Origin of the sequence: Mesorhizobium sp. 1M-11 (assembly GCF_001303895.1) — a bacterium.
Lineage (GTDB): Bacteria > Pseudomonadota > Alphaproteobacteria > Rhizobiales > Rhizobiaceae > Mesorhizobium.
Genome location: NZ_LJSD01000029.1, coordinates 143,334 through 161,217 on the forward strand (window position 1 = coordinate 143,334; position 17,884 = coordinate 161,217).

Genomic DNA, 17,884 nt, shown 5'->3' on the forward strand with positions numbered 1-17,884 from the left:
CCCAAGCCCCCCGCCCACGGGTCTGAGTCGGATCGAACCAACCTCGGCGACAATCTGAGCATTTTAGACCGGCGTCGGACCTGAGCTGACGTCGGTTTTTATGTTTTTGGACCACGCGTGGCTGCCTGACTGCGGGGCAGTCACACGGTCAACCAAGCCGATTGCTGCCTTTATGGGCTTCCAGCATCGGGCGACACCATCGCACCGTCTTGACCACGGCAGTCCATCATACTATTTCGTATTTATGCGAAATAGCGAAACGTATATTGACCCGAAGTGCCGTTTGGCCACGTTGAAAGCGCTTGCAAGTCCTGTGCGGCTGGCTGTGCTGAACTATCTCAGGGATCCCATTGCGAACTTCCCCCCGCAGGAGGACGGCGACCTCGTGGCCGACGGCGTCTGCGGCGACTTTCTGCGCGACAAGCTCGGCATCGCGGCCGCAACCGCCTCGCGCCATCTGACACTTCTCACCGAATGCGACCTGCTGATTGCCACACGCAGGAAGGGCTGGACCTTCTATCGGCGCAACGAAGAGGCGATCGCCCGCTTCACGGCCCATCTCGCCCGCGATCTCTGAACGAGGTACCGCTTCATGCCGTCCTATCTGCATGTCGACGTGTTCGCGCCGCGCGCCTATGCCGGCAACAGCCTGCCTGTATTCCTCGACAGCGCCGGTCTGGACGCCACCCAGATGCTGGCAATCACCCGCGAGCTCCGGCGAGGCCATCTTCCTGGAAGCCGAGCCGGACGCCCGGACGTATCGCGCGCGCGTCTTCGATCTGTTCGAGGAACTGCCCTTTGCCGGCCACCCCATCATCGGCGCGGCGGCCGCCCTGCACGAAACGGCGGATTGCGACGAAGACCAGCAGTGGAGATTCAACCTCGCTGGCAAGAGCGTTACGGTTGTCACGCGTCGCACCGACTCGGGTTATTTCGGTATGCTTGATCAGGGACATGCTCAATTCCTCGGCGAGGTGCCGGTGGATGACGACATAGCCGCCGTCTTCGATCTGACCCGTGCCGATCTCGATCCGACATTGCCTCTGGCGGTGATGAGCACCGGTCTGCGCTATCTGATCCTGCCAGTGCGTTCGCAAGTCCTGCCGCGCGCCAGAATCAAGGCTGACATCACCGGACTTCTCGAAGCCTTGGGAGCCCAGTTCGCCGTGCTCTTCGACGAAACATCACGCGAAATACGGCATTGGAACAATGACGGCATCATCGAGGATATCGCCACCGGAAGCGCGGCCGGAACCATCGGCGCCTACCGTCTTCGTTACTGTGGCGCGCAATCAGGAGAGGCCTTCACGCTGAACCAGGGGCGCTTTACCGGACGGCCCAGCGAGCTCGTTGTCGAGCCGCATGGGGTGCCGGACAATATCACCTCGGTAAAGGTCGGCGGTGGCGTGGCGATCGTCGGTCACGGTGCGGTGGTGACGCCGCGATCCTCGTGACGCGGCAGCAGCTACCCGCCGAACACGATCAGACGGACGGCCTGCGGATGAAGGACGCGCCGATGATCGGGCCGAGCTCGCCATCACGGCCGACAGACTGCAGCAGAACCGCGGAGCCCGCCGCCTTGGCGACCTCACTGGCCGGCAGGTCGTATCGTTGCGCCTTGCCGTACCACATGCCGGCAGTCTGGACGTTGGAAACGGCGTTCCAATAGGTCATCTTGCGGCCATTGTTTTCGCCGTTACCCACATTCACCACCTGCGGTGGATTGAAATAGACGATGACGACATGCGCCTTTACCGGAATGCCTGCAGAACCGCTCGGAACATTGCCGGCTTCGATCGAGACCCCATCGCCGGTATCGGTCACCGTGATGTCGATGCGCATGCCTTCGCCGGTCTTGTTCAACCGAGTCAGCGCGCCGCTGATGGCCTCGCGGCTGGCTCCGTTGACGTCGGCACGGCCATTGATGACAGCCTGCGGCGTATAAACCGAGCGACCCTTGAAGGCACGCATGTAGCCGTATTGGCGCTCGGTGTTTTCCTTGCGCGCAAGCGAGTCCTGCCAGCCCAGATAGTCCCAATAGTCGACATGATAGGCGAGCGCGATCACATCGCCCTTGGCAGCGATCTCCGCCAGGTAACGATCGGCAGGCGGGCAGGATTTGTTGCCCTGGCTGGTGAACAGTTCGACGACCCCCAGCGGTCGCGCCGTCTCAGCCGCCTGGGCTGCGGTTGCAAGCGTCGAAACCGCCAGCCCGGCAGCAGCCAGCAGCAGTGATTTCCGAGAGGGCATACTTTTGGTCCCGCCGGCTAAGCCGGCTCGTTCGTGTTTGTTAAAATATCTGCCAGAAGCCGCGGTCAACGGGAAGTCACGTTGCGGTGAAATTCTCAGCTTAACAAAACAGTCTTTTCCTCAAAACAAAACCGCCGGAACTTTCGTTCCGGCGGCCTATTCTTGGATCTTTCAACCACTATCAGGCAGCAAGATCCCTCAAGACATACTGCAGGATGCCGCCATTCTTGTAGTAGTCGAGCTCGTCGAGCGTATCGATGCGGCACAGGATCGGAACGTTCTTGACCGTGCCGTCGGCGAAAGTGACCTTGGCGACCATCTTCTGACGCGGCTTGATGGTTTCGAGCCCGTCGATCTCGACCAGCTCGTCACCCTTCAGGTTGAGCGAAGCCCAGGACGTGCCGTCCTCGAAGGTGAAGGGGATGACGCCCATACCGACCAGGTTCGAGCGATGGATACGCTCGAAGGACTGAGCGATCACCGCACGCACGCCGAGCAGGTTGGTGCCCTTGGCCGCCCAGTCGCGCGACGAGCCGTTGCCGTATTCGACACCGGCGAAGATCACCAGCGGCACGCCTTCCTTGCGGTATTCCATGGCCGCGTCGTAGATCGACATCTCTTCCTTGGACGGATAGTGGATGGTGTAGCCGCCCTCGCGCCCGTTCTCGCCCAGCATGTGGTTGCGGATGCGGATGTTGGCGAAGGTGCCGCGCATCATCACCTCATGATTGCCGCGGCGCGTGCCATACTGGTTGAAGTCAGCGACGCCGACGCCATTGTCGGTGAGGTACTTGCCAGCGGGCGAAGCCGCCTTGATCGAGCCCGCCGGCGAGATGTGGTCGGTGGTGATCTTGTCGCCGAACAGACCGAGCACCCGCGCGCCCTTGATGTCGCTGATATGGCCCGGCTTGCTGCCCATGCCCGCGAAGTAAGGCGGGTTCTGCACATAGGTCGACTTGTCGTCCCAGGCATAGGTCTGGCCGCTTGGGGCCTGCACCTTCTGCCAGTTCTCGTCACCCTTGAAGACGTCGGCATATTTGCGGGCAAACAGCTCGCGCGTGACGTTCTTCTCGATGAATTCCTGGATCTCGGCCGAGGTCGGCCAGATGTCCTTGAGGTAGACCGGCTTGCCGTTCTTGTCTTCGCCGATCGGCTCCTTGGTGAGGTCCTTGGTGACGGTGCCGGCGAGCGCATGGGCGACCACCAGAGGCGGCGAGGCGAGATAGTTCGCCTGCACATCCGGTGACACGCGACCCTCGAAGTTGCGGTTGCCGGACAAGACCGCGGCTGCGATCAGGCCCTTGTCGTTGATGGTCTTGGAGATCGGGCCCGGCAGCGGGCCGGAGTTGCCGATGCAGGTGGTGCAGCCAAAGCCGACCAGGTTGAAGCCGATCTGGTCGAGTTCCTTCTGCAGGCCGGACTTCTCCAGATATTCCGCGACAACCTGCGAACCTGGCGCCAGCGAGGTCTTCACCCACGGCTTCTGCTTGAGGCCCAGGCGATTGGCGTTGCGGGCAAGCAGGCCGGCGCCGATCAGCACCGACGGGTTGGACGTGTTGGTGCAGGAGGTGATGGCGGCAATGACGACATCGCCGTGGCCGAGATCGTGATCGGTACCCTCGACCGCGTAGCGCTTGTGGATTTCGGCGGCCTTCTTGTACTCGGTCTCCATCGCCTTGGCGAAGCCGGCCGGGATGTCTTCCAGTGCGACACGGCCTTCAGGCCGCTTCGGGCCAGCCATCGACGGCACCACGGAACCGAGATCGAGTTCGAGCATGTCGGTGAAGACCGGGTCGGCCGAACCATCGTGACGCCACATGCCTTGCGCCTTCGAATAGGCCTCGACCAGCGCGATGCGGTCTTCCGAACGGCCGGACATGGTAAGATACCGCACGGTCTCGCCATCGACGGGGAAGAAGCCGCAGGTCGCGCCATATTCGGGCGCCATGTTGCCGATGGTGGCGCGGTCGGCCAGCGTCATGTTGGAAAGGCCGGGGCCGAAGAACTCGACGAACTTGCCGACAACGCCCTTCTTGCGCAGCATCTGGGTGACGGTGAGCACCAGGTCGGTGGCGGTCACGCCTTCCTTCAGCTTGCCGGTGAGTTTGAAGCCGATAACCTCGGGCAGAAGCATGGAGACCGGCTGGCCAAGCATGGCGGCCTCGGCCTCGATGCCGCCGACGCCCCAGCCCAGCACGCCCAGACCATTGATCATGGTGGTGTGTGAATCGGTGCCGACGCAAGTGTCCGGATAGGCGACCGTTTCGCCATCTTCATCGCTGGTCCACACGACCTGGCCGAGATATTCGAGATTGACCTGGTGGCAGATGCCGGTGCCGGGCGGCACGACGCGGAAGTTGCGGAACGCCTGCTGGCCCCATTTCAGGAACTTGTAGCGCTCTTCGTTGCGCTCATATTCCAATTCGACATTGCGGGCGAACGCCATCGGCGTTCCGAACTCGTCAACGATGACCGAGTGATCGATGACCAGGTCCACAGGCACGAGTGGATTGATCTTCTGCGGATCGCCGCCGAGAGCCGCGATGCCGTCGCGCATGGCGGCCAGATCGACCACCGCCGGAACTCCGGTGAAATCCTGCATCAGCACACGCGCCGGACGATAGGCAATCTCTACGCCGGCGGTTCCCTTGTCCGTCAGCCAGGCAGCAACCGCCTGAATTGCTTCCTTGGTGACGGAGCGGCCGTCTTCGTTGCGAAGCAGGTTCTCCAGCAGAACCTTCATCGAATAGGGAAGCTTTGAGACCCCGGCCAGGCCGTTCTTCTCGGCTTCGGTGAGGTCGAAATACACATATTCTCCGCCACCTGCGGTCAGGGTCCGGCGGCAATTGAAACTGTCGATTGATTTGGACACGAGCGATCCATCCTTGTCTGTTCAGCCTGAAAGGGAACGGACTCCGATGGGCATGCTCATCACGCGCAAAGGTGCGGGTACGGCCATTTCCGCTGTCCGCTCCCAAGCAACCCGAGCCGTTCAAGGCGGCGCGTGCGCTGGTTCGGCGCAAATGTGTTTGCCTTCCCCGACCGCTGGGGTTGGTAAGGGTGCATATAGAGAAAATCGTTGAATAGTCTAGAGCAATTCCAGCAAAAGTGCGTAGCAGTTTTGCGTCCGGAATTGCGTAAAAATAATGAGTTAGAGCGTTTCAGCGTTTCCGCTAAGAGCGGAAACGCTCTAGACACGGAATTGGCATTTTTGTTGCGACGCAACGCGCTGCCGTTCAGGCTTTCGACGAAGGGGAAATGATGCGGCTGATCGCCGAAAATCTGAGCGGAGAGCGCGGCGGCGAGCCAGTTTTCGAAGATATCGACTTTTCCGTCGAAGACGGCGAGAGCCTTGTGATCACCGGCCCCAACGGTTCGGGCAAGTCGACACTGCTGCGCGTCGTTGCCGGCTTCCTGCCAGCCGCCCGCGGCAGCGTGCGGATCGCCGAGGTAGACGAGACATTTCCAAGCATCGCTTCCGCCTGCCACTATCTCGGTCACCAGAACGCGATGAAAACGGCGCTGACGGTGACGGAGAATCTCGTCTTCTGGCAGCAATTCTGCGGGAAGGGCCGGCTCGACATCGGCGAAGCCCTCGACGCGGTCGGGTTGGACGGTATCGGCCATTTGCCTTTCGGTTATCTCTCCACCGGCCAGCGCCGGCGTGCCGCCATCGCCAAGCTGCTCGTCTCGCATCGACCGCTCTGGCTTCTGGACGAACCGACCGCGGGTCTGGACAAGGCATCGGAACAACGGTTCACCGGCCTGATGGGCACGCATTGTGCGGCCGGCGGTATCGTCATGGCCGCGACCCACCTGCCTCTGGGACTTGAAAGGGCAAAGACCTTGGAGATGGGGAGGCAATCCTGATGCTCGCCCTTTATCTCCGCGACCTCAGATTGGGCATTCGCGCCGGCGGCGGTGCGCTGACCGGTGTCATCTTCTTTCTCGCCGTCATCGCCACCATTCCCTTCGGCGTCGGCCCAGACCTCAACCTGCTCGCCCGCATCGGTCCGGCCATCCTTTGGATCGGCGCTCTGCTCGCCTCCTTGCTTGGCCTTGATCGCTTGTTCCAGGCCGAACGCGAGGACGGCTCGCTCGACCTGCTCGTGCTCAACCGCGATCGCCACATGCTGGCCTTCACCGTCTTCGTCAAATGCCTGGCGCACTGGACAGTCAGCGTGCTGCCGCTGGTCGTGGCCTCGCCCCTGCTCGGCCTGTTCATGAACATGAACCCGACCGGCATCGGCGCCACCGCATTGACCCTGCTGGTCGGCACCCCTGCCATCACCTTCATTGGCGCGGCTGGGGCGGCGGTGGCAGTGGCACTGCCGCGCGGCGGCCTGCTGATTTCGGTACTGGTTCTGCCGATCACCATTCCGGTGCTGATCTTTGGCGTCTCGGCCAGCTACGGCGCCGTCAACGACCCCGATCCTTTTTTTCAGCCTTTCCTCATTCTTGCCGCGCTGACGTTGTTTCTGGCGGTGGTTGGACCGGTCGCGGCCGCCCTGGCATTGCGCCACAGCGGCGATTGACGACCCTTTAGGGTGCGGCGCGGCGGCAGATTGCGCTGTCCGGGAGCGGGGGCTAAGGGTAGGCATGATTGCCAAAGGCAAAGAAAGCTGGCGCGCCAGCCGTTGCGCACGAGGCCTCGTATGAGTGCACACGCTCTTTATGTAACCGCCGCCTACGGCATCACCGTCATTGCTTTGGCCGGACTGATCGGCTGGATCCTGCTCGACCAGCGGGCCCGCAATCGGGAACTCGCTGAACTGGAAGCAGCCGGCGTTCGCCGCCGTTCGGACAAGACGGGCAGATCATGAAAGCGGTGCTGTTGTGAGCGACCAGACAGAGGCGCCCGCGCGCCGTCGTTTCAAACCGATTCTGCTGTTGCCGCTGGCGATCTTCCTCGGACTCGCTGGCCTGTTCCTGTCCCAGTTGCTGTCCGGGCGGGATATCTCCGCCATCCCTTCGGCGCTCATCGGTCAGGACGCGCCGGAGACGAACCTGCCGCCGCTGGAGGGAAGCAGCCTGCCAGGCCTGGATTCGTCCGAGTTCGAAGGCCAGGTCACGCTGCTCAACGTGTTCGCCTCGTGGTGTGTGCCCTGCCGCGAGGAGCATCCGGTGCTGATGGGCCTCGCCCAGGACAAGCGCTTCGTGATGGCGGCGCTGAATTACAAGGACAAGCCGGAAAATGCGCGCCGCTTCTTCGGCGAACTCGGCAATCCGTTCAATGTCATCGGCGTCGATGAAAACGGCCGCGCCGCGATCAACTGGGGTGTCTATGGCGTGCCTGAAACCTTCCTGATCGACAAGGATGGCAAGGTCGCCTTCAAATATGTCGGGCCGCTGACCCCTCAGACCGCCAAGGCACTGCTTCTGCCCGAAATCGAAAAGGCGCTGGCGGCCGACTAAGCCTCGGCGCGAAGGCGCTTTACACCCGCATCTGCCCATCCACCAACTTGACGTATGGTAAGCCTGCTTGGCTGCCTGCCTGATAGGCCGCGACCAGCTTTTCGATTACCTTTCCCGCAATGGCTGCAAGGGAGGGCGCCACAACGGCGCGCGCAGCTTAAAAGGGGAGGGGACTTCGATGCAGGATAGTTCCGCGCTGACGATCTTTCTGCCGCTTGCGCTCGGCGTCATCATGCTGGGCCTCGGCCTGTCGCTGACGCTCCAGGATTTCCGCAACGTTCTCCAGAAACCAAAGGCTGTGATCGTAGCCCTGCTCTGCCAGACGCTGATCCTTCCGCTGGCCTGCCTTGCTCTGGTTTATCTGTTCAAGCTGGAACCCGCCTTGGCTGTCGGCATGATGCTGCTGGCGGCCAGCCCCGGCGGTACATCGGCCAATCTCTACAGCCATCTCGCCGGTGGCGACGTAGCACTCAACATCACGCTGACGGCGATCAACTCGGCGCTGTCGATCGTCACGCTGCCCTTGATCGTCAATTGGTCGCTCGCGCATTTCATGACGGGCGACCAGGCTATCCCGCTGCAGTTCGCAAAGGTCGTGCAGGTGTTCGTCATCGTGCTCGGACCGGTTCTGATCGGCATGTGGCTGCGCAGCCGCTTCCCGGAATTCGCCGCACGCATGGCGCAGCCGGTGAAGATCCTGTCGATGCTGTTCCTGTTCGCGGTGGTTCTGGTGGCGCTTGTCCAGGAATGGGAAACAGCCGTTACCTGGGGTCCGGTGGTCGGTCTCGCCGCGCTCGCCTTCAACCTCGTCAGCCTGGCGGTCGGCTATTGCGTGCCGCGTGCCACCGGCATTGACCGGCGGCAAGCGACCGCCATCGGCATGGAGATCGGCATCCACAACGGCACGCTGGCGATCGCCATCGCGCTCAGCCCGCTTCTGCTTAACAATGCGACGATGGCCGTGCCGGCGGCGATCTACGGGGTCATCGCCTTCGTTACCGCTGCGATCTTCGGCTATTGGCTGAAGCGGGCGCAGACCGACCCGGCCGCCGCACGACACTTGTCCTGATATGCAAAGAACCCGAAAGCCGGCCGGCTTTCGGGTTCCAGACATTTCCGCTGCTGGTCGGTCGAGAACTTTCTCAGCCGGACCGGGGATGAACGGGCTCAGCCGTAGATCTGCCTGCGGACATTGTAGAGCATCTCGGCGCGATTGCCGTTGAAGTCGGCAAGGTCGCGGTCGGTGAGGCCCTGGATTTCGTTGACGAGCTGGTTGTAGCGCTTGCGCTTGGCCATGCTGTCACGGGCACGGGAAACGAGGTCGAGGATCATGGCGAAATTCCTTCGCTGGTGGCCACTGTTACGCGGCGGTTAGTCCTCCCTTTTCAATTCCACCATGACATAGTTCGTGTGCATTGCAAAACAAGATGCTGCAATGCAGCATTGCGCCTCGCGCATGGCCGGTTAATGCCGAATTAATCGATTGAAGGGCTATTTTTCGGGCTGTTCTTCGACGGAATGCCGCATGATCAACGGCATCTGACTGAAGGTGAAAACCAGCGTGATCGGCATGATGCCCCACACCTTGAAGTACAGCCAGGTGTTCTCGGAGAAGTTGCGCCACACCACTTCGTTGACCACGGCGAGGAAGAAGAAGAACAGGCCCCATCGGAAAGTGAGCTTGCGCCACCCCTCGGCATCGAGCTTGAAGGCGGTATCGAAGACATAGGCGAGCAGCGACTTGCCGAACAACAGCCCGCCCAGCAGGACGGCCCCGAACAGCGAATTGATGATGGTCGGTTTCATGAAGGCGAAGGTCTTGTCCTGCAGCCAGATCGCCAGCGCGCCGAACACGAAAACAACGACCGCCGATACCAGCGGCATGATCGGCAAGCTGCGTGTCAAAAGCCAGGAAACGGTCAGCGAAATCGCGGTCGCTGCCATGAAGAAGGCGGTAGCGATCAGGATCGGCTCGCCGAGCTCTGCCAGCACCGGGAACTTCTGCGCCAGCCACTCACCGCGCAACGTCACAAAGAAGAAGACGAGGCCCGGGCCGAGTTCCAGCAGGAACTTCAGGCCGGGATTCAAGGCCTTCTTGCGCGGGTCGGATGGGTCTTGTTCGAGAATGGGTTCGTTCATCATCTATCCAACGCCGGCGATCGCCCTGGCGAAATCGCTGGCGGAAAAAGGTTCAAGGTCATCGACCTGCTCGCCGACACCGATAAAGTAGACCGGCAGTTTATGTTTAGCGGCAATTGCGACCAGAATACCGCCGCGCGCCGTGCCGTCCAGCTTCGTCATCACCAGTCCGTTCACACCGGCGATGTTGCGGAAGATCTCGACCTGGTTGAGTGCGTTCTGGCCGGTGGTCGCATCCACCGTCTGCAGCACCGTGTGCGGCGCTTCCGGATCGAGCTTGCCCAGAACGCGCACGATCTTTTCCAGTTCCGCCATCAGCTCGGCCTTGTTCTGCAGGCGGCCGGCCGTGTCGATGATCAGGACGTCGGAGCCGGCCTCCTTGGCCTTCTCGAAGGCATCATAGGCAAGACCGGCGGCGTCGGCGCCGAGCTTGGTGGCGATGACGGGCGATTTGGTGCGTTCGCCCCAGATCTTGAGCTGTTCGATTGCCGCGGCCCGGAACGTATCGCCGGCGGCCAGCATCACCGAAAGCCCGCCGTCGGTGAGCTTGGCGGCCAGCTTGCCGATGGTGGTGGTTTTGCCGGTGCCGTTGACGCCGACCACGAGGATGACATGCGGCTTGTGCGACAGGTCGAGCTCCAGCGGCTTGGCCACCGGCCCCAGCACCTTTTCCACCTCGGCGGCCATCACCGCACGCACTTCCGTGTCGGAAACGTCCTTGCCGTAGCGGCTGGAGGCCAGCGAGTCGGTGACCCGCAGCGCTGTTTCCACACCAAGGTCAGCGCGGATCAGCACGTCTTCCAGATCCTGCAGCGTCTCCTCATCCAGCTTCCGCTTGGTGAAGACGCCGGCAATGTTGCCGCTCAGCTCACGCGAAGAACGGGCCAGTCCCTCGCGCATGCGCTGGAACCACGAGCGCTTCGCCACCGGTTCCGGGGCCTTCGTGGGCTCGGCCTTCTGCTCGACCTTCTTGCTGACGGTAACCTTGCCGGCGGTTGAACGGGCTGCGGCCTGCTCCGCAACGGAGATCGGCGGCTCGGGCGCTTCAACCTTGGGTGTTTCCGCCGCTTCGGGCGCAACTGCTTCAGATGCCGGCTCGACCTCGGCCGTTTCCACCGCCGCCTCGGTTTCCGCCTGCGGCACCTCCTCGACGACACTCTCAGGCTCGACCGCCGTCGCAGGTTCTTCCTCAGCCTGTTGTGTCTCGGGCTGCTTTTCCGGCTCGGCCCGTTCGACCTCCAGCTCGCTTTCCGGCGCTACGGAAATTGGCTCGACTGCGGTATCCGCTTCCGGTTCGGGCTTTGCCTCGATTTCGGCGACAGGTTCCGGTTCCCCAACAGGCGCTGCGGGCTCGGACTCGGCAGCCACCTCTGCCTGCACAGCCTCGGTCTGTGCTGCCGACACCTCTTCGGGCTCTTCCGTCGCCGGCTCCGGCACTTCCGGTTCGGCTTCCCGCTCAAGCTCTGCCGCGGGTTCCGCCGGCGCCTCTTCTTCCTCCGGCTCGGGCGCAACCTCGACAATTGTCGGTTGTTCGACCTGAGCTGTCGACGCCTCCGGTTCAGCAGCAGCCTCGATCGATTCTTCGACAGGCGCCTTGGCTGCAGGCGCCGCTGGTTCGATCTTTTCAAGCGCAGGCGCGACCGGTTCCGGAGCCGGTATGGCCTCGGCCTGCTCTTCACGCTTCAGGAAATCAGGGGCTTTCTGCTCGGCGGCAGTCTCGATCGGTTCTTCGTCAGGCGCCTTGGCTTCAGGCGCCGCTGGTTTGATTTTTTCTGGCTCAGGCGCGGCCGGTTCCGGAGCCGGTATGGCTTCGGCTTGCTCTTCGCGTTTCAGGAAATCGGGGACTTCCTGTTCGGCGGCGGGCTTGAGTGCTTCCAGCGCATCCAGATTGAGCGGCGGCAGTGGGGCGGTCTCGTCGACCTTTTCCTCCACCACTTCCTTCCTGCCGAAGGAAAAGACTTTCTTGATGAACCCGAATGCCATGCGTTCCGCTCGTTTCAGGCTGCGCGCGCAGTCAACGGCGCGGCGTCGAGCCGGGCGCCGTCATGGCCAGTCACCACCGCCTCGATGATTTCGCCGGGCTGACCGGCCGCAATCGCCGCCAGCGTAAAGCCCTCGGTGCGGCCGAGACCTTCGCGTTCGATGAGGATCGACTGCGTGGTACCGCCCAGGGATGCCAGGTGCCTGGCGTAAGCCGCATCACCCACTGCGCGCAGCCGGGCCGCACGGCTCTTCACCACCTCGCGCCGCACCTGGGGCATGCGGGCCGCTGGCGTGCCTTCGCGCGGGCTGAACGGGAAAACGTGCAGATGGGTCAGGCCGCATTCCTCGACGATTGCAATCGAGTTTTCGAACATCTCGTCCGTTTCGGTCGGGAAGCCGGCAATGATGTCGGCACCGAAGACGATACCGGGCCGCAGCTTTCGCACATCCTCGCAGAACTGGATCGATTGGTCGCGCAGGTGGCGCCGCTTCATGCGCTTGAGGATCATGTCGTCGCCCGACTGCAACGACAGGTGCAGATGCGGCATCAGCCGGTTTTCTGTGGCGATCGTTTCCAGCAGATCGGCGTCCGCCTCGATCGAATCGATGGACGACAGGCGCAGCCGCTTCACTTCCGGCACCTGGCGCAGGATGGTTTTCACGAGCTTGCCCAACCTTGGCGCGCCCGGCAGATCAGCGCCGTAGCTGGTCATGTCGACGCCGGAAAGCACGATTTCAGCATAACCGTTGCCGGCCAGCCGCTTGATCTGTTCCACCACGGCACCCATCGGCACCGAGCGCGAATTGCCGCGTCCGTAAGGGATGATGCAGAAGGTGCAGCGATGGTCGCAGCCATTCTGTACCTGCACGAAGGCGCGCGCGCGGCCCTCGATGGCATCGACCATATGCGAGGCCGTCTCCTTCACCGACATGATGTCGTTGACGCGGGCCTTTTCGAAATCATTGACGCCAAAGTCGGGCAAGGCGCGGTAGTTATGCGCCTTGAGCTTCTCCTCGTTGCCGAGCACAAGATCCACCTCGCCCATGGCCGAAAAATCCTGCGGCTTGGTCTGGGCGGCGCAGCCGGTAACGATGATGCGGGCCTCGGGGTTCTCGCGCCGTGCCTTGCGGATCGACTGCTTGGCCTGGCGCACCGCTTCGCCGGTGACGGCACATGTGTTGAAGATGATGGCGCCGCCCTTCAGGGCGCCAAGGCCGGCGCTCTCCGCTTCGCGGCGCATCACTTCGGATTCATAGGTGTTGAGTCGGCAACCGAAGGTGACGACTTCGATCCCCTTGGCGGGTGTTGCAGGCATCAGGCGGCGCTCTCGGTGTCGCGCGTCCAGGCGCCGTTGGCCGGATCAAAGGTACCGGAGAATTCCCATTCGGCCGGCCCAGTCAGGACGACATTGTCATCGTCGCGCCATTCGACATGCAATTGGCCGCCCGGCGCGGTGAGATTGATGCTGCGCCCGGTGCGCTTGGTGCGCGCCCCGGCAACCGCGGCGGCGCAGGCGGCGGAGCCGCAGGCCTTGGTCAGACCCGCGCCGCGCTCCCAGGTGCGGATGATCATGCTGTCGGGAGACGTCACCTGAGCAATGCTGATGTTGGCACGCTCCGGGAACATCGGATGGTTTTCCAGCATCGGGCCGAAACGCTCGAGCTCATAGCTCCAGACGTCGTTATCAACCCAGAAGATCGCATGCGGGTTGCCCATCGAAACGGCCGAGGGTGAATGCAGCACCGGCGCGTCGATCGGCCCGATCTGCAGTTCGATCATGCGGGTATCGCGAAATTCCTCCGCCAGCGGAATTTCCTGCCAGCCGAAACGCGGCTTGCCCATGTCGACCGAGATCAGCCCGTCGGCATGTTGCTTGGCATTGAGTATGCCTGCGACGGTCTCGAAGGTGAACATCGTCTCGCCGGTTTCGGCAGCCAGCGCCTGCACCACGCAGCGCATGCCGTTGCCGCAGGCCTGCGCCAACGATCCATCCGAATTCAGGATTTCGACGAAATAGGCCGTGCCGGGAGTCTTGGCATCGTAAATCGCCATGATCTGGTCGAAACGCGTCGCGGGGTCGGCATTCAGGACAAGCGCCGCTACAGCCGTCACGCGATCGGCGCGACCACGCATGTCGGCAACGATGATCTCGTTGCCGATGCCGTTCATCTTGGCGAAGGGAGCCGCGCCAGCCATAGTGGTCCTGAAATTACACGTCTGTTCGGCGCTATATGGCGGAAACAGCCGGAAATTACCAGTCCGCCTGCGGAACGGCTGCGTCAAGTGACGGCAAAGACGCCGAGAAGGATGAGCAGGAACAGGACCAGCACGATGGCGATCAGGATGCGCGCGCCTGTTGCCGCGGCACCAGCCAATGCCGGCATGCCGAGCAAGCTCGCCGCAGCGGCGATGATGAGCAGGATGAGAATCCATTTGATCATTTCGTTACCCTTGCAATCGATGAACCGACCTTGGTCAAACGCCGCTTCGAATGCCGGGTTCCCAGAAATGGCGGGCGCGTGAGGGGTTGGAAGCGCTGCAATCCGTGGTTTCGTCACGGCTTCCGGTTGCGATAAAAATGCAACAGATGGCAACACAAACCCTATTTTAACCATATCGGGTTGAAATTCTGCCGCCTTCGCCGTTTTGGTTGAAGGCGCATTTTCTTTGGACGGCGCCCGTTTCGGGCCGCGGAGGTTGCCATGATCCTGTCGAGATCCGGTCTTGTTGCCGTATCGCTTGCCGCACTTTTTGCCAGCGGCTGTACCAGCACGCGCTTTGGCTCGGAGGAGCCTCAGCCCGCTCCGCTCGAGCCGCAGCCTTCCGGTACCGTTTCTTCCAGCCAGCTGCCTCCCCCGGCCACTCCGGCTCCGACCGACGCCTCCAAATTCCCGACGGCACCGGGCAATAGCCAGGTCGCCTCGCTGCCGCCGGGCGGCGGCACCACCCCGCCAGCCAACGCACCCGATCTCACCGCTTCGGCCATTGCCGGCGTGTGGAGCGCCTCGGTCGCCGGCCAGGGCTGCAAGGTGGCGACGCCACAGACCAAGTTCGGCCAGGGCTACCGTGCCGGTCCGCTGCGCTGCCCGCCACCGATCGACAACGTCAAGTCGTGGAACGTCGCAGGCAAGCAGCTGACCCTTTACGATCAGGACGGCGGCACGCTGGCCAGGCTCTATTCTTCGAGCCCGACCAAATTCGACGGCCAGACCTCGAACGGCCAGCCGATCTCGCTTTCCAGATAAGACCGGGGATAGGCATCTCCTATCCCTATCCGGTGACCAGACATCATGCATGTGCGTGACGGCCTCCAGACCCACGTAACCGTCAGGCAGCGCTACGATCATCTGGTCGAGACCGGTGCTATTACGCGCGATCCCATACAGGAACGTATCGTGGGGCGGTTCGACCGCCTCATCGACGAGATCGCCGACAAGCGGCTGGCACAGAAATCCAGCGCCCTGGGCTGGTTGTTTGCAAAGCGACCCCGCACCCCTGCCGTCGTGAAGGGTCTCTATGTCTATGGCGGCGTCGGCCGCGGCAAGACCATGCTGATGGACCTCTTCTTCGAACTCGTGCCGGTCAGGCGCAAGCGACGTGTCCATTTCAACGACTTCATGACCGACGTGCAGGACCGCATCCAGAAGCACCGGCAGGCCCGCAAGGAAGGCACAGTCAAGGAAGACGATCCGATCCCGCCGGTCGCCAAGGCTCTGGCCGAAGAATCATGGGTGCTGTGTTTCGACGAATTCACGGTCACCGATATTGCCGACGCCATGATTCTCTCGCGGCTGTTTTCCGCGCTGTTCGCCAATGGTGTGGTGCTGGTGGCCACCTCCAATGTGGCGCCCCGCGATCTCTACCGCGACGGCCTCAACCGCCAGCTTTTCCTGCCCTTCATTGCGATCCTGGAACGCCATGCCGATGTGGTGACCCTGGATTCCGACACCGACTACCGGCTGGAAAAACTCAACCGGCTGCCGGTCTACATGTCCCCGCTGGACGAGGACGCCGACCGCAGGATGGACGAAGCCTGGCATGCCGTCACCCGCGGCCATTTCGCCTCTTCTCTGGAGATTCCGCTCAAGGGCCGACATGTGACGGTTCCCCTTGCGGTCGGCTCCTGCGCGCGCTTCTCCTTCGCGGACCTGTGCGACGCACCGCTTGGTGCACGCGATTATCTGGCGATTGCCGGGCGCTTCGACACGATCTTCATCGATCACGTGCCGGTGCTCGACCAGACGCGCCGCAACCCCGCGAAACGTTTCATCCTGCTGGTGGACACGCTGTACGATACGAAGAAGCGCGTGGTGGTGAGTGCCGAAACGACGGCGGACAAACTTTACGCCGGCCGTGCCGGTACAACCGAAGCGTTCGAATTCGACCGCACCGTTTCCCGCCTCATCGAGATGCAGAGCAAGGACTGGCTGGAGGCTTGGTCCGAAAGGCAGGCGAAGCAGGTCGTGGCCGGCTAGAGTTTGTAGACATACATCACGAAGCTCTCCGCCGGTTCGCCGCTTTCCGGCAGGTTCTCATAGAGCGCGCGTGCAGCGATATTGTCCGGCTCGGTGCCGACCCAGGCTTCTTCGCACCCGAGTTCGCGGCCAAGCGCGAACATTGCGGCAAGCATGCTGCGGGCGACGCCCTGGCGCTGAAACGCGGGCGAAACGCCGACTTCGTCGACGTAAAGTTCGGTCGGCTTGTCGGGATGCCGATGGATCACCGCTGCGCATTGCCCGACGACCAATCCATCCGCCAGGGCCACGATCATCAGATGGCCCGGTGCCGCCAGATGGGCTGCCAGCCTGGCTGGTTCGATCGGTTCGTCGAAGACCTCTTCGGCAACCCGTTCGAGGAAGGCGTCATCACCCGGCAACAATCTTCTGATCTCTATGGGCATGATGCGGACGTTTCCTTCATAAGCAGGTTCGAATTTTGACGTTTACGTAAATCCAAAACAATCTAACCGATTGAAATATTTAGCCTCAAAATAATCGTTTGAATTTTTTCGACAACGGGACTATTGGGTGCGGCGAAATCTCGCGGGTTTCCCGATCCTACCGGCCTCTCCTCCGACGCCGCAATGGCGCCGTCTTTAGACAAGGGAATTGATCCTCACATGGCACGCAACAAGATAGCGCTCATCGGCTCCGGCATGATTGGCGGCACGCTCGCTCACATGATCGGCCTGAAGGAACTTGGCGACGTCGTCCTGTTCGACATCGCAGAAGGCATTCCTCAGGGCAAGGGACTGGATATTGCAGAATCCTCGCCGGTCGACGGCTTCGATGCCCGCTATGTCGGCGTCAACGACTATGCCGGCATCGAAGGCGCTGACGTGTGCATCGTTACGGCCGGCGTGCCGCGCAAGCCCGGCATGAGCCGCGACGATCTGCTCGGCATCAACCTCAAGGTGATGGAGCAGGTCGGCGCCGGCATCAAGAAATATGCCCCGAACGCTTTTGTCATCTGCATCACCAACCCGCTCGACGCGATGGTCTGGGCACTGCAGAAGTTCTCCGGCATGCCGAAGAGCCATGTGGTCGGCATGGCCGGCGTGCTGGACTCCGCCCGCTTCCGTTATTTCCTTGCCGAGGAATTCAAGGTTTCGGTCGAAGACGTCAGCGCCATGACGCTCGGCGGCCATGGCGACGACATGGTGCCGATGACCCGCTACTCCACCGTCGCCGGCATTCCGCTGCCGGACCTCGTCAAGATGGGCTGGACCAGCCAGGAGAAGCTTGACGCCATCGTCGAGCGCACCCGCAAGGGCGGCGGCGAGATCGTCGGCCTGCTCAAGACCGGCTCGGCCTACTACGCCCCGGCCGCCTCGGCGGTTGCCATGGCCGAGAGCTACCTGAAGGACAAGAAGCGCGTGTTGCCTTGCGCCGCCCACCTCAACGGCCAGTACGGGCTCAAGGACACCTATGTCGGCGTGCCGGTGGTGATCGGTGCCGGCGGTGTGGAGCGCATCATCGAGCTCGACTTCAACAAGACCGAAGAGAAGATGTTCGAGAAGTCGGTCGAAGCCGTGAAGGGCCTGTGCGAGGCCTGCGTGGCGATCGCGCCGCAGCTCGGTCAGAAGTAAGCGGGGAC

Annotated in this window: 19 protein-coding genes; 10 read left to right on the forward strand and 9 right to left on the reverse strand. The window is 62.2% G+C overall.

Annotated features, from left to right (window positions below; translation table 11 throughout):
* Positions 1-283: 283 nt before the first annotated feature.
* Both AO692_RS12595 and AO692_RS12600 read left to right on the forward strand, forming a co-directional pair.
* Complete coding sequence (locus AO692_RS12595; protein ID WP_244483346.1) at positions 284-577, forward strand: helix-turn-helix domain-containing protein; 294 nt, start codon at positions 284-286, stop codon at positions 575-577.
* 58 nt (positions 578-635) lie between these two features.
* A complete protein-coding gene (locus tag AO692_RS12600) occupies positions 636-1,454 on the forward strand; it encodes a PhzF family phenazine biosynthesis protein (RefSeq protein WP_200911727.1) in 819 nt (272 codons plus the stop codon).
* A 28-nt stretch (positions 1,455-1,482) separates the two neighbouring features.
* Here the strand turns inward: AO692_RS12600 and AO692_RS12605 are convergent, their stop codons facing one another.
* Positions 1,483-2,250: a thioredoxin family protein gene (locus AO692_RS12605; protein WP_054310398.1), complete on the reverse strand. Its 768-nt coding sequence runs from the start codon at positions 2,248-2,250 to the stop codon at positions 1,483-1,485.
* Between the two features lie 181 nt (positions 2,251-2,431).
* The gene (gene acnA / locus AO692_RS12610) at positions 2,432-5,122 is read right to left on the reverse strand and encodes an aconitate hydratase AcnA (protein WP_054310399.1); all 2,691 of its coding nucleotides are present in this window, start codon (positions 5,120-5,122) and stop codon (positions 2,432-2,434) included.
* A gap of 389 nt (positions 5,123-5,511) precedes the next feature.
* Here acnA and ccmA point away from each other — a divergent pair, with 389 nt between their 5' ends.
* From ccmA to AO692_RS12635, 5 genes are all read left to right on the forward strand, one after another.
* Complete coding sequence (gene ccmA, locus AO692_RS12615; RefSeq protein ID WP_054310502.1) at positions 5,512-6,120, forward strand: heme ABC exporter ATP-binding protein CcmA; 609 nt, start codon at positions 5,512-5,514, stop codon at positions 6,118-6,120.
* Positions 6,120-6,785 carry a heme exporter protein CcmB gene (ccmB, locus tag AO692_RS12620; protein WP_054310400.1) on the forward strand — a complete coding sequence of 222 codons (666 nt, stop codon included), beginning with the start codon at positions 6,120-6,122 and terminating at the stop codon, positions 6,783-6,785. The genes ccmA and ccmB overlap by 1 nt, the downstream gene beginning before the upstream one ends.
* Positions 6,786-6,905: 120 nt before the next feature.
* Complete coding sequence (gene ccmD / locus AO692_RS12625; protein ID WP_054310401.1) at positions 6,906-7,073, forward strand: heme exporter protein CcmD; 168 nt, start codon at positions 6,906-6,908, stop codon at positions 7,071-7,073.
* Between the two features lie 13 nt (positions 7,074-7,086).
* A complete protein-coding gene (locus tag AO692_RS12630; RefSeq protein WP_054310402.1) occupies positions 7,087-7,665 on the forward strand; it encodes a DsbE family thiol:disulfide interchange protein in 579 nt (192 codons plus the stop codon).
* 178 nt (positions 7,666-7,843) lie between these two features.
* Positions 7,844-8,734, forward strand: coding sequence for a bile acid:sodium symporter family protein (locus AO692_RS12635; RefSeq protein WP_054310403.1), 891 nt, complete (start codon positions 7,844-7,846; stop codon positions 8,732-8,734).
* 98 nt (positions 8,735-8,832) lie between these two features.
* Here AO692_RS12635 and AO692_RS33390 read toward each other — a convergent pair whose 3' ends face one another.
* From AO692_RS33390 to AO692_RS32240, 6 genes are all read right to left on the reverse strand, one after another.
* The gene (locus AO692_RS33390; protein ID WP_162839663.1) at positions 8,833-8,997 is read right to left on the reverse strand and encodes a hypothetical protein; all 165 of its coding nucleotides are present in this window, start codon (positions 8,995-8,997) and stop codon (positions 8,833-8,835) included.
* 159 nt (positions 8,998-9,156) lie between these two features.
* Positions 9,157-9,804: a septation protein A gene (locus tag AO692_RS12640; RefSeq protein WP_054310503.1), complete on the reverse strand. Its 648-nt coding sequence runs from the start codon at positions 9,802-9,804 to the stop codon at positions 9,157-9,159.
* Between the two features lie 3 nt (positions 9,805-9,807).
* Positions 9,808-11,787 (reverse strand): signal recognition particle-docking protein FtsY, encoded by a 1,980-nt coding sequence (ftsY, locus tag AO692_RS12645; protein ID WP_210168297.1) that lies wholly within the window; start codon positions 11,785-11,787, stop codon positions 9,808-9,810.
* A 14-nt stretch (positions 11,788-11,801) separates the two neighbouring features.
* Positions 11,802-13,103: a tRNA (N(6)-L-threonylcarbamoyladenosine(37)-C(2))-methylthiotransferase MtaB gene (gene mtaB / locus AO692_RS12650; protein ID WP_054310404.1), complete on the reverse strand. Its 1,302-nt coding sequence runs from the start codon at positions 13,101-13,103 to the stop codon at positions 11,802-11,804.
* Positions 13,103-13,984, reverse strand: a complete 882-nt coding sequence (gene dapF, locus AO692_RS12655; protein WP_054310405.1) for a diaminopimelate epimerase — start codon at positions 13,982-13,984, stop codon at positions 13,103-13,105. Before dapF ends, mtaB begins: the two co-directional genes overlap by 1 nt.
* Before the next feature lie 83 nt (positions 13,985-14,067).
* Positions 14,068-14,229, reverse strand: a complete 162-nt coding sequence (locus AO692_RS32240) for a DUF1328 family protein (RefSeq protein WP_082407340.1) — start codon at positions 14,227-14,229, stop codon at positions 14,068-14,070.
* Positions 14,230-14,490: 261 nt separating this feature from the next.
* Here AO692_RS32240 and AO692_RS12660 point away from each other — a divergent pair, with 261 nt between their 5' ends.
* Together AO692_RS12660 and zapE are read left to right on the forward strand one after the other, a co-directional pair.
* The gene (locus AO692_RS12660) at positions 14,491-15,033 is read left to right on the forward strand and encodes an AprI/Inh family metalloprotease inhibitor (protein WP_054310406.1); all 543 of its coding nucleotides are present in this window, start codon (positions 14,491-14,493) and stop codon (positions 15,031-15,033) included.
* Between the two features lie 45 nt (positions 15,034-15,078).
* Positions 15,079-16,263, forward strand: coding sequence for a cell division protein ZapE (gene zapE / locus AO692_RS12665; RefSeq protein WP_054310407.1), 1,185 nt, complete (start codon positions 15,079-15,081; stop codon positions 16,261-16,263).
* Here the strand turns inward: zapE and AO692_RS12670 are convergent.
* Positions 16,260-16,688, reverse strand: a complete 429-nt coding sequence (locus AO692_RS12670) for a GNAT family N-acetyltransferase (RefSeq protein ID WP_054310408.1) — start codon at positions 16,686-16,688, stop codon at positions 16,260-16,262. The two genes, zapE and AO692_RS12670, sit on opposite strands and share 4 nt — an antisense overlap.
* A gap of 219 nt (positions 16,689-16,907) precedes the next feature.
* Between AO692_RS12670 and mdh the strand changes: the two genes are divergently transcribed.
* Complete coding sequence (gene mdh / locus AO692_RS12675; protein WP_054310409.1) at positions 16,908-17,876, forward strand: malate dehydrogenase; 969 nt, start codon at positions 16,908-16,910, stop codon at positions 17,874-17,876.
* Positions 17,877-17,884 lie beyond the last annotated feature (8 nt).